Below are 12231 nucleotides of genomic sequence, written 5' to 3' on the forward strand. Positions count from 1 at the left end.
AGGATTATTTCAGCACAATTTTAACCAGAAATATGTCCCACAATAGCAGCTTTAGGTTTAGAATCTAGGGGCGATTCTTTCCAATTAATTAATTTTTCCCAGGCTTTAGGATGGTTTTCACTTGAAGAAGGTTCTAACTTTTGTATAGAACCTTGATAAGTCTGAATCATCAATTTATGATTTCTATTTAATTGTTTTGTAACCCATAATAGCCAATATAAAATCAACAATATTCCTAAACCCAAAACAACAAATACAGCTTTTACATCCCCATAAAATGCGTTTGCTCCGTAAGATAGTAAAACAGTAATAAAACCTAAAATACCTGAGTATGTCTTTAATTCATTCAACATATTCTTTTAAAAGCTAAGGTAATTTAATTGTAAACGAATAAGGTGGACTCAAAAAAGCCCACCCTAAACTAACAATTAAACTTTCTCTCGCAACTTATCTAAAACACTAGGATCAACTACCGTAGACTTATCACCAACAATGTCTTGATCCGCTGCTATTTGACGTAAGAAACGTCGTACAATCTTACCCGATCGCGTCTTGGGAAGTGCTTCAGCAAACTGAATAGTACCCGGACGAGCGATCGCACCGATCTCACTGACAACGTGCTGCTTTAACTCCTTATTTAACTCATTACTGGGACTGTAATGATCTTCTAGGGTAACAAAAGCATAAATATCTTCCCCTTTGATCTCATGGGGAACTCCAACCACCGACGCTTCAGCAACCGCAGGATGAGACACTAAAGCAGACTCTAACTCCATCGATCCCAAACGGTGTCCAGAGACATTCATCACGTCATCTACCCGGCCCATAATCCAAAAATAGCCTTTTTCGTCCCGTCGCGCGCTATCACCAGCGAAATAGACTGGTTTACCTTCAACTTCAGGAATAGGGTCCCAATAGGTCTTCTGGAAGCGTTCGGGGTTATTATAGACGGTGCGTAACATACTGGGCCAAGGATGCTTAATAACCAAATATCCTCCGGTGTTATCGGGAACTGCATTACCGTTTTGGTCCACCACATCGGCTATAATGCCAGGGAATGGTCGTGTAGCTGATCCCGGTTGGGTGGGTGTTGCGCCGGGTAACGGGGTGATCATTACACCTCCGGTTTCGGTTTGCCACCAAGTATCCACAATAGGGCATTTTTCCCCACCAATAACGCGGTGATACCAGATCCAAGCTTCGGGGTTGATGGGTTCTCCTACTGTTCCCAATAAACGCAAAGAGGAGAGATCCCTTGCTTGTGGTAACTCTTCTCCCATTTTGATGAAAGCACGAATAGCAGTGGGTGCGGTATAAAAGACGTTGACTCCGTATTTTTCCACTACATCCCAGAAACAACCAGGGTTAGAGGGACGGGGAACTCCTTCGTACATCAAGGAGGTGGCACCGTTGGATAAGGGACCATAGACAATATAACTGTGTCCTGTGATCCAACCTACATCGGCAGTACACCAGTAAACATCGTTGTCTTTGAGATCAAAGATCCATTTTGTGGTCATGTGGGTGTAAAGGTTATAACCTCCGGTGGTGTGAACAACGCCTTTAGGTTTCCCTGTACTGCCACTGGTATAGAGGATGAAGAGGGGATCTTCGCTATCCATTACTTCTGCATCGCACTTAGGGGAGGCATCTTTTTGGAGATCGTGCCACCAATAGTCCCGTCCTGAGACCATGGTAATGTCTTGTTTGGTCCGTTGTATTACAATCACTTTTTGGACGCTAGAAGCACCATTTTCTAGGGCTTTATCCACTTCTGATTTTAGGGGAACGATCTTATCTTTGCGGAAACCTCCATCAGCAGTGACGACGACTTTGGCCTCTGCATCTTCTAAGCGATCGCGTAATGCTTCGGCACTAAACCCCCCAAAAACGACGCTATGGGGCGCACCTATTCTAGTACAGGCTAACATAGCGATCGCTGCTTCGGGAACCATAGGCATATAAATACCCACGCGATCGCCTTTTTCTACTCCCATATCTTTGAGGACATTGGCAAACTGACAAACTTCCCGATGGAGTTCCCCATAGGTTAGGGTACGAGAGTCTCCTGGTTCCCCTTCCCAGATAATAGCTGCTTTGTTACGTCGCCAAGTGGTAAGATGGCGATCGAGGCAGTTATAGGACATATTGATTTTGCCGTTGACAAACCATTTGGCAAAGGGTGGCTTCCAGTCTAGCACTTGATCCCATTTTTGAAACCAATGTAATTCTTGTTCTGCTAGTTCTGCCCAAAAGGTTTCGGGATCGCTTTTGGCTTTTTCGTACAGTTGCTCATAGTCTTGAAGACTTTTTATATGTGCGTTATTAGAAAAGTCCGCAGCAGGAGGAAAGACTCGGTCTTCATGTAAGATCGATTCAACGGTATTTTTTTCAGAGGATGCGACCATAATATAGACCTCAACCAAGGTTTATGTAATCTTTATAATTGTAAGTCGGAAGTGATTACTAGAAAAGGTTTTAAGGGATTTACAAAAATTAATAAAAAAATCTACTTTTTTATCTGACTCTTTATATTAAATAGATAAAGATTCTATTTTAAAACAACCCTTCATTTTAATTTTAATAGTTAAACCAAATTTTTAAAATCCGTAGGGTGGGCAAATGCTGAAGACAGAGGATGAGGACACTTAATAATTAATTTTGCCCACCTTCATCATGATCATCGTGGACAACCATTGACAACATTTTAATTTGCCGAAAAATTATCCCCTTCACTATTAAAGTGAAGGGTTGTAATCATTCAAAAGTAATAAATACTTCTATTACTTGATCTTTTTCCAAACCAGTGTACTGAGCATTAATAGTTTTTCCTATTTCTACTGGTATCAATGGAGTTATACTACCCAATGATAATAAATCGCCTTTTTTTAAGGTTTTTCTTTGAGCTTTTAATTGTTCTTTTATCCAGAAAACTACATTTAAGGGATCGCCTAATAAAGCATTACTGTTTCCTTGAGCAATAATTTCTCCTGACTCATCTATTAACTTAACCGAAATATCCTTAAGCGTATCTTTTTTAATATTTTCTCTATCTATAGTAATAACCTCACCAACAACTCCTAATCTCGCACCGGCATTAATTGCTATCAACATTTCAGCATTAACCTTGATATTTTTATCATAAACTAAATCAGGTAATTCGAGAAAAGGAATTACTGCATCTAAATATTTTAATGTGTCTTGAGGCGTGGTTACTTCGTTAATTTTTTTACTAGCAACTCTCACCATTAAATCCCCTTCTATCATCGGTTTAGCACCAAAATTAGCAGGAATTGTTATTCCTGAAGGTAATAGCATATTCTCTAATAATATTCCTAGTAGGGGTTCCTTAACTTTAAAAGTTTCTTGCGCTTTTTTATTGGTTAATGCTGCTTTATAACCAATTAATTCACCTTGAGAATAACTTAAGATATTGATTAATTTTTCTTGTATACTGTTTGCGTCTTCCCATGTCAAGTTATGGTTAAACTCTGTAATACTTTGCTTAGTTAAATAAGCATCAGCAATTTTTTTTGCAATATTTTCAATCTCCCTAAAAGATAAATTACTGAGTAAGATTGATAAATCATCTTGATTGTTTTCATCAATAGTCTGGGTTTGTGCTGTAACAGTTAAAAAAGGGAATAAAATAAGAGAAAAGACGAAAAATAATTTTATTTTTTTCATAGATAGCAGTCAATGATGATATGTAAAAAGTGAAAATATGTCAGGACATAATAGTATTATTTCCCTACGAATGCGTTTTTTTAGGGGTTTAACACTGAGGGTAGTCGAAGTGTTAAACGCAGAAAACTGATTGCTAGATAAGGTTTAAAGAACAATTATCCCTAAATTTTCGTCTATCATTGAGTATATTATAATTGAATGCCTTAATTATAACCATTACCTATGTTAGCTAAAAGATTTTCTTCTATTCACACCCCTGCATGGATAATTCTAGGATTAATATGGTTAGGAGGTAATTTATGCGATCGCTTATGGTTAATCTTAGATCATTCTCTTCCTGCTTGGGATCAAAGTAATCATTTAACTAAGTCTCTACAATATTTTTACAGTTTGAATTCTCCTGAAATTTTCAACGGAGAATGGTGGCGTAATTTTTGGATGATATCTACAAAATATCCTCCTTTCACTTATATTGTTGGTGCCTTTTTTCAGAAGATATTTGGCTTAGGCAACGATCAAGCCCTGCTCTCCAATCTATTATACAACGGAATTTTAATTGTTTCAATTTATTTCATCGGAAAAACTTTATTTAGTTCAGAAGTTGGGTTATGGAGTGCGGGGTTATCGATGTTATTTCCTCGTCTATATCAAACCCGTTTACAGTTTCTGATCGATACTCCCTCAATGACGTTAACCGTTGCTTGTTTTTGCTGTTTAACCTTCTGGAAAGTGGAAACAAATAGACAAAAACAATGGTTATGGACTATCCTTTTTGGATTAGGTTGGGGACTTGCTTTATTAAGCAAACAGAGTATTATGTTTTTCCTTTTTATTCCTTTACTTTACTTAGGTATTACTCATCTCTGGAGTAAAAAGTGGGAAAGAGTTTTACAATTATGGGTTAGTTTTCTTGTCTCTAGTTTACTATGGTTTCCCTGGTATCGAACTAACTGGATTTATTTATTTAGTACGGTACAAAATTCTAATGCTATTCCTGCTACTTTTGAAGGAGATCCACCCCTTAACACTCTCGCTGCTTGGACTTATTATTGGCAAGATTTACCCAAGGCGATCGGTTGGGTTTTATTATTAGTTTCTCTGGTGGGACTATTATTAAATTTCTTGGGAAGATTTCCTAAAAATAAAGAAAAAATTGACAGATCAAAACTTAGAGAAAGTATTAAATGGTTAGGGATTTATTTTGGTGGTTCTTATTTAATTTGTTCGGCAATCTTTAATAAAGATACACGCTATATCATGTCCTATTTGCCAATTTTGGCAGTATTTTTAAGCTATGGTTTAATCCAATGGCGAGGAAAATATAAAGCGGTGCGAGGGGTAACAGTAATCATAGCAATTTTAGTGATGATTACTAACTTATTTCCCATTCCTGGAACTGAAAATTTATCCTTACTTTTGAGTCCTGGAGTTAGTTTTCGTCCCTATTTAGGTCAAGAAATACCTGTGAAAAGTATTATTAAAACCGCACGAGAAACAAATCCTTATCAAATCGTTAATTTAGGAGTAATTGCTAATACTGATTCTATCAACCATAGTACTATAAATTATTATGGACAGTTAGCTGATTTTCAGGTTTACGGCAGAGAATTGGGAAATAAGCAGGATTACATTGACAAAGATAGTAAGTCTTTTGATTGGTTTCTCAGCAAAACAGGGGATAACGGTTTTGCTAGAGAAAATCAATTAAAATTTGCTGATACTTTAGATAATAATCCAAACTTTAGTATAGTTAAAAGTTGGCAAATGCCAGATCAAAGTTTAGTTAAACTATATCACCGTAACCAAATATCGTTTGAGGTTAAACCTCTTGAAAAAGCTATTAATAAAATTAGTTTAGATAAGATTATTTTTCCTGAAGAAGCTTCTGGTAATTTTCCTATTCCTATTACCTATGAATGGTCAGGAAATTGGTCAGATTTACAACAAGGATTAGTATTATTATCATGGTATCCTAAAGAAGCAGATCCTAATCAAGTTACTTGGATACATGATCATGGAATTGGAGCCGGAATGTTATGGGGTAACTTAGCTGAAAATAAAGGATTTAAAGTAACTGAAAACATGGCAATATTCCCAGGTAAAAATATAAAAGATGGTGAGTATATATTAAAAGCAATTTATCTAAATCGTAACACCAATGAAAGTTATTCAATTCCTGTTCCTGATGTAACTTTAAAAATTAATAATAGTCTCGAGCAAATTCCCGCTCCAGAATTAGATTTAAACACGCAATTAAGAGAAATTTCTGTTAATTTAGGTCAAGGAATACCAGGGTTAGATCCTATCTTTAAAAAAGTAGGCCGTCTGAATCAATATGATCCCATTCAAGACTATCTTAAACAGACAGAAATTGCCTTAAAATATCGCTTAAATAATGAGTCCGAAAATCATCAATTAAATTGGAATTATGGTTTAGTATTATCCCAAGTATTACAGGAAAATCCCCAAGGGGCGATCGCTGCTTTAAAACAACTAATTAAAATTGCTCCAGACAACCCCTATCATCATGCTTATCTTGCCTTTGTTTATCTTTACAACTGGCAACCCAAAGCAGCAGAAAATGCCCTAATACCTGCCCTTAAAATTGATCCAAATGTAGAAGAATTTAAAATTTTAAAAGCTATTTCTACAGTAATGCAAGGGAATTTAATCAAAGGATGGAGAATATTATCAATGGATAATCGATAATGGATAATGGCTCATTAATTAATATGGTTTGAATGTTACTTGCTAACAATTTTTTTCATCACTTTTCTGAGAAATAATCTAGCCATTTTTATCTTAGTCAAGTCATTAATATCTCCTAAAAATTGTTGCTTATGGTCAAAGAAGAAATTGATTTCTGATAAAATAATCTCTAATCGTTTAATAATATTATCACTACGATATTCTGCTAAAATATGGGAAGACAAGCTTAATTTTTGAGGTGAATTAATTGTTTTTAAAATACGTTTAACATCATACTCTGTTGAATAACCAGCAATTTTATAACAATTAAAACCTGGATCTAAATAATCAGAAAGTCCCCCATTAATACTAGAGAATACTTGACAACCACAAGCTAAAGCTTCCATAGGTTGTAGTCCAAAACCCTCACTAACTCGCTGTTGCGCCCAATATTCTGCTGAGTCATAAAGATAAACTTTAGAACGATTAAAAAGTTGAGATAAATCATCCACAAAACTATTAATAACTGTAACATTACATTGACTTTGTAAGGCAGGTATTAATTGTTTTAATAAATAATCAGATGATTTTCTTGCTTGTACTAAGACATCAATATCTCTAGTTAAATTCAAGTTGCTAAACTCATCAGAAATTTGATTAGGTAAATAGTAGATTAAAGAGTTAGGTGATTTTTGTCCCCAATAGCCCATGGTATTACGACTAACAGTTATAATAGGAACATGAGAAGGTAATCTAAACCCATAACCAGAACTATGGGCATGATAAACGACATTATAAAACTGTAATTTTTTAGCTAATTTAGGAACATCAAAACCCCAACTAATAACAAAAATTATGTCATCTAAATTGTTTTGTTTGAGAACATCGTCTAAATATAAATGATCTTTTTCTTTTTGCCGATAAGTAACAACCTGAGAAGTAACAACCTGCTTAGCTAACTCAAAAGCTTTTAATTCAGCAAAAAGCCCCCCACAAGCAAACTTTTTTCCTGTTCCTGGTACTAAAAAATAGAGTTTTCTCATAATTTATATAACGAATTATGCCCAAAAAGTAGACTAACACAACCTGAGTTGGGAGTCTTTGGTGACGGGGTGACGGGGTGACGGGGTGATGGGGTGATGGGAGGGTGTGGGGAGTGAAAAACTGATAACTGATAACTGATAACTGATAACTGATAACTGACTTCACCCCTAGAAAATCATCAGGATATTGTTGTAACATAAGTTTACAAAGCCTATCAGAAATAACTATATGAAATCCTCAAAAACCTCAGAGCAAGGACTGGGATGGTCCCTTGACGAACGAGATCCCAAATTTATAGAAGAGATGATGCCCTACTGGAAATGGTTTTATGACTACTATTTTCGGGTAAAAACTGACGGTTGGCATCATATTCCGCCCCAAGGACCAATTTTACTGGTTGGTTCCCATAATGGCGGTTTAGCATCTCCAGATACTTCCATGATGATGTACGACTGGTTTCGTCGCTTTGGCACCGAACGTTTATGCTATGGGTTAATGCACCAGTCTGCTTGGAAAATGAACTCTCCTGTAGTTGACTGGGCCATGAAGACTGGTGCAGTGCGAGCCCATCCTAGAAACGCTATTGCTGCACTGAGAAAGGGTGCTAGTGTTTTAGTCTATCCAGGAGGTGCAGAAGATGTATTTCGCCCTTACAGAGATCGCCATAAAATTGAATTAGCAGGGCGTAAAGGCTTTATTAAGCTGGCATTACGAGAAAATGTCACTATTATTCCCGTCATTTCTGTAGGGTCCCACGAAACCTTATTTGTGATCGGCGACTGTTACGAACAATTGAAAATCTTGCATGAGTGGGGAATACTTCGCTTGGATAAAGCTGATCCACAAATTTTCCCCATTTATCTTGGCTTACCTTGGGGTATTGCCATTGGACCAGCACCGAATATTCCCCTTCCTATACCGATGCACACCCGTGTTTGTCCCCCCATTGTCTTTGAGCGTTATGGTAGGGAAGCAGCCAACGATCGCGGTTATGTGGATACTTGTTACGATTTAGTGGTGACCAAAATGCAGCAAGCTTTGGATCAATTAGTGATTGATAGTAAAAAAGAATTTCTATGCTAATGCGCTTTCGCTCCCTGAATCACTCATAAACAGACAAGAGGAACCTGTCATGTCGATCATTTGATGGACAAATTGAAAATCAGGGATAGATTGTAAGCCAATAAAATCTATGTCTCCTTGGGGGGTTTGCTTAATACAATCGGGAAATTTTCCCACGATAATCAAGCTTTTAGCTGTTCTAGGAATTCGGCATAAATCTTTTAAACTATTGATATAATTTTCGGTCTCTTGTCTATCTTCTTCTTTATCAATAACTGAAATGATATTTAATTCCCCTTTCCAGGCTTTTGCTAAGCGTAAAGACATCAAAATAGCTAAATCTGTATTCCCTTTCTCTAACCGTTCCATGATGGGTAAATCATCTAGTTGAGGACGAATCCAGAGATTAATAACTTCCATTCTTCCTAACCCTGCACTGGGATGTAATCCTAAGAGCATAACGCCGACTTTTAGTTGCTTTGCTTCTTTAAAAACAGGTAATAATTGCTCCCAGTCACTGGGTTCATTGGGAAACCGTAAAAAAAGAATATTAGGGCGGAAAAATGCGCTTTGTAATGCTTGTAAAGCAGCAATAATTCCTTCGCTTTCTTGTTCCACCCTCATTACAGAAATAGTAGTTAATAGTTTATGGTGACGAAAAGAACTTGCTAGTTCTTGAAGCTGTAATGATAAGTCTCTTTCGTGACTATTCATAGAAATTCCTAAAAGTTGTAAAAAGCCTTCCGGTTGGGATAAATCTAATAAGGGTTTGCTGAAAAAGTTTCTCCAAAATTTATGCCACTTTTGACCAAGAATTTTCTGACAAATCAATAAGTTTTAGTACATAAAAATTGTTTAAAGTATAATCAAAATTAATGAAAGGCGGTTTGATGAGTTCCCCTGTTCTATTATTAGTAAATAAGGACAAAAAAAGCGACAAAAACTGCCTCAGAAGTTTAGAAAGATTGACAACTAAAAATGTAATAGCAATAGATGTAATGGAGGTTTCAGGGAGTTTTGTCATCACGAGATTTAGGCTAAATCTTCGTTTAGCTTGTCCAAACTTTCCCTCAATAGCATTACGGAAGCATTCATCGGAGTGGGCTTGTTTCTTTTCTTCTTCACTGACATTTTTCGGAGGTCTTCCTAACTTCGGACCACTGATTCTTATCCCTCTTTCCTTACACCAATTTCTGTTTTCCCTAGTTCGATAAATTTTATCTACATGGACGGATTCGGGATAATAGCCAAACGTTTCTTTATACTTTTCTACTTGTTCTTTTAAATGACAAGATTCATTGAAGTTTTCCCAACTTATTTTGTCTAGAAACACATAGTTATCTACACAGCTTACTGAGAGTTTAGCTCCAAACTCTATTGGTTTTCCTGCTTTTCCCCTCACTATTGGACGAATATGCGGTTGAGTTAAACTTACAATTCTTTGAGGAACACTCTGGGTCTTATTCTCCCACATTGACTGTTGTTGTTCATAAACTTTTTTGATAGTCTCTAGACAATTTTTCTGTCTTTTACTCAGATTTTCCAGGGAAGCCCCAGCTTGAATTAAGTCTTCTATATTTCCTAAATTTTTCTTAAGGTATTTTAACTGTTTCCCGATAGCTTTTCTTCTTTCTTGATAAGATACTTTTCGTTTTTTAGCTACTTTTAAGTATTCCTTTCTAGCAATTATTCTAGAAGTTCTCGGCTTTTTTCTCAATTTTACTCTTAATGGTTTATAAAGATTATCTATTATTCTTTCTGTCTCAATTCTGGCTTGATTTAATATGCCTAAATCCGTTGGGTATTTGATGTCTGCTGGCGTACAAGTCGCATCTAAAATTAGTTTACCTTTATTTTTTATTTTTTCTCCTTTTTCTTGGAGACAATCCTTTTTTTTTACTTCTTTATCACTCTTGTCTATTTCTCTTTTTACTATTTTTTTATTGATTTTGTTTATCAATTCTCCATCAATTCTTTTCCTAAAATGAACTAGCATTGAAGATTCCAGTGGTGGCTCTTGTTGATAACAATTTAAACCTATAAAGTATTGTAGATAGGGATTTTCTCTAATCTTTTCTATAGTTTCTCTATCACTTGTTCCTAATTTTCCCTTAATAATTAATGTCCCTAATGCCATTCTAAATAGTTTGGCTGGCGCACCTTTTTATGCTGAAAAAAGTTTAGCATATTCTTCCTCAAAATCATCCCAAGGTATCAACTCTGCCATGATTACCCAACGATTATTGGGGGACAATTTGCCCTCGAAAGGTAATTCAAATTTTTCTGGGGGCGGTAAAGGTTGCTCCTCTTTTCGATACATTTGTTCTTGACCAACAACTGGGAGGTGTTTCTACCAATTATAGCGGTTTGTAGCAGACAAAGCTGATCTTTTTTGCGATCGCGAATATGGGTGTAACCTTTTAAAGAATAGGGTTTTGCTTTTATTCAGCAAATCCTAATTAATACACTAATAGGTTGAGAAAACATACATAATACAGTGGAATTAAAAGGAAGCACCAATAAATTAAATTAATATTACCCAATTATATGAGATAACATATCACTTCAGAAAAGTATACAATTGAGGTAGATAAATTTATGTATTTTTAATTATCATGGCAAGACAAAATAAAGTTTTTTTACCTCCTAACCTACTCTGATTCCTACCTTAGCCATCAATACCTATGAGTTTAAGAAAATTATTGTGCATCACGTTTCTAACAAAAAATAATCTCTTGGGAATCAGTAAAGATACTGAAAATTAGTCTAAATATATTTTTTGATTTAGGGTTTTCTCGGGAAGAATTAAAAACAGGCTTGAATTGTAGCCAAAACGGAGTCAGACAAAGCTGATAAATCATAACCCCCTTCTAAGCCAAATAAAATAGAAGAGGTTATGGTTAACAATTGTTGGGTAAAAACAGCGTAATCATTGGGTTTAAGGTTAATAGAAGCTAAAGGGTCCGCTTGGTTGGCATCATAACCAGCACTAACAATTAATAAATCCCCTTTAAATGCTGCTAAAAAAGGAATAACCTGGTCAGAAAAGGCTAATTGATAGGATTTTAAGTCACTTCCTGGTGTCATAGGAATATTTAATATATTGTCATACTTTCCCGTTTCACTAGCCCGTCCGGTTCCAGGATAAGCGGGAAACTGATGCAAAGAACAATAGGCAATATTGGGGTTATCTTCAACGATGGCCTGGGTTCCGTTGCCATGATGGACATCCCAGTCCAAAATAGCCACCCTTTGCGCTCCCTTACACTGTAGCGCATAATTAGCAGCGATCGCAGCATTGGAAAATAAGCAAAACCCCATGCCTGTTTTCTGCACCGCATGATGGCCAGGGGGACGAGACAAAACAAAAGCCTGTTTTTGGGTTTGAGTGACAGTATCAACCCCATCTAACCAAGCATTCACCGCTAATAGAGCAACTTGATAACTTTGGGGAGAGATAACGGTATCTTCATCTAAAAGTCCCCCTCCATTGGTGGCGATCGCCTCAACTCGTTGGATATATTCGTTGATATGACTATTTCTGATGTAAGCTAGGGGATCTCGTTGGGCTAAAGTTGTTGGTTGTCGCCATTGTAAGCGATCGCTCCAAGAAACGGTTTTCAAAGCATTAACAATGGCCTCTAACCTTTGGGGTCTTTCGGGGTGAAAGCTGCCTGTATCGTGGTTGAGAAAGGTGTCAGAATAAATAAGAGGGAACAAGGTAAGTATGGGGAATGTGGGAAGATAATG

At 36.4% G+C, this 12231-nt stretch carries 8 protein-coding genes and 1 pseudogene; 2 read left to right on the forward strand and 7 right to left on the reverse strand.

The features are described from left to right. Positions 1-20: 20 nt before the first annotated feature. The 3 genes from CWATDRAFT_RS06680 to CWATDRAFT_RS06690 form a co-directional block, all read right to left on the reverse strand. Complete coding sequence (locus tag CWATDRAFT_RS06680; RefSeq protein ID WP_007304292.1) at positions 21-353, reverse strand: hypothetical protein; 333 nt, start codon at positions 351-353, stop codon at positions 21-23. Positions 354-428: 75 nt separating this feature from the next. Continuing rightward, positions 429-2408, reverse strand: a complete 1980-nt coding sequence (acs, locus tag CWATDRAFT_RS06685; protein WP_007304293.1) for an acetate--CoA ligase — start codon at positions 2406-2408, stop codon at positions 429-431. A 349-nt stretch (positions 2409-2757) separates the two neighbouring features. Further along, on the reverse strand, positions 2758-3687 hold the full coding sequence (locus CWATDRAFT_RS06690) for a 2-keto-4-pentenoate hydratase (protein WP_007304294.1): 930 nt from the start codon (positions 3685-3687) through the stop codon (positions 2758-2760). A 222-nt stretch (positions 3688-3909) separates the two neighbouring features. Between CWATDRAFT_RS06690 and CWATDRAFT_RS06695 the strand changes: the two genes are divergently transcribed. Continuing rightward, positions 3910-6396: a phospholipid carrier-dependent glycosyltransferase gene (locus CWATDRAFT_RS06695; RefSeq protein WP_007304295.1), complete on the forward strand. Its 2487-nt coding sequence runs from the start codon at positions 3910-3912 to the stop codon at positions 6394-6396. A 35-nt stretch (positions 6397-6431) separates the two neighbouring features. Here the strand turns inward: CWATDRAFT_RS06695 and CWATDRAFT_RS06700 are convergent, their stop codons facing one another. Next, positions 6432-7418: a glycosyltransferase gene (locus CWATDRAFT_RS06700; protein ID WP_007304296.1), complete on the reverse strand. Its 987-nt coding sequence runs from the start codon at positions 7416-7418 to the stop codon at positions 6432-6434. A gap of 229 nt (positions 7419-7647) precedes the next feature. On the opposite strand from CWATDRAFT_RS06700, the gene CWATDRAFT_RS06705 reads away from it, so the two are divergent. Continuing rightward, on the forward strand, positions 7648-8502 hold the full coding sequence (locus tag CWATDRAFT_RS06705) for a lysophospholipid acyltransferase family protein (protein WP_007304297.1): 855 nt from the start codon (positions 7648-7650) through the stop codon (positions 8500-8502). Here the strand turns inward: CWATDRAFT_RS06705 and CWATDRAFT_RS06710 are convergent. The 3 genes and pseudogenes from CWATDRAFT_RS06710 to CWATDRAFT_RS06720 all read right to left on the reverse strand — a co-directional run bounded on the left by CWATDRAFT_RS06710 (position 8494) and on the right by CWATDRAFT_RS06720 (position 12201). Then, the gene (locus tag CWATDRAFT_RS06710) at positions 8494-9312 is read right to left on the reverse strand and encodes a hypothetical protein (protein WP_007304298.1); all 819 of its coding nucleotides are present in this window, start codon (positions 9310-9312) and stop codon (positions 8494-8496) included. The two genes, CWATDRAFT_RS06705 and CWATDRAFT_RS06710, sit on opposite strands and share 9 nt — an antisense overlap. Beyond that, positions 9275-10801 (reverse strand): annotated as a pseudogene (locus tag CWATDRAFT_RS33075) (IS5-like element ISCwa2 family transposase). Before CWATDRAFT_RS33075 ends, CWATDRAFT_RS06710 begins: the two are co-directional and overlap by 38 nt. Positions 10802-11286: 485 nt before the next feature. After that, positions 11287-12201: a histone deacetylase family protein gene (locus CWATDRAFT_RS06720; protein ID WP_081450921.1), complete on the reverse strand. Its 915-nt coding sequence runs from the start codon at positions 12199-12201 to the stop codon at positions 11287-11289. Positions 12202-12231: the final 30 nt, after the last annotated feature.

Origin of the sequence: Crocosphaera watsonii WH 8501, assembly GCF_000167195.1 — a bacterium.
In the GTDB taxonomy this organism is placed as follows: Bacteria; Cyanobacteriota; Cyanobacteriia; order Cyanobacteriales; family Microcystaceae; genus Crocosphaera; species Crocosphaera watsonii.

Bases quoted from the DNA above. Each gene is read 5' to 3' on its own strand.
- CWATDRAFT_RS06680 (WP_007304292.1), bottom strand. From the start codon at position 353: ATGTTGAATGAATTAAAGACATACTCAGGTATTTTAGGTTTTATTACT.
- acs (WP_007304293.1), bottom strand. From the start codon at position 2,408: ATGGTCGCATCCTCTGAAAAAAATACCGTTGAATCGATCTTACATGAA.
- CWATDRAFT_RS06690 (WP_007304294.1), bottom strand. From the start codon at position 3,687: ATGAAAAAAATAAAATTATTTTTCGTCTTTTCTCTTATTTTATTCCCT.
- CWATDRAFT_RS06695 (WP_007304295.1), top strand. From the start codon at position 3,910: ATGTTAGCTAAAAGATTTTCTTCTATTCACACCCCTGCATGGATAATT.
- CWATDRAFT_RS06700 (WP_007304296.1), bottom strand. From the start codon at position 7,418: ATGAGAAAACTCTATTTTTTAGTACCAGGAACAGGAAAAAAGTTTGCT.
- CWATDRAFT_RS06705 (WP_007304297.1), top strand. From the start codon at position 7,648: ATGAAATCCTCAAAAACCTCAGAGCAAGGACTGGGATGGTCCCTTGAC.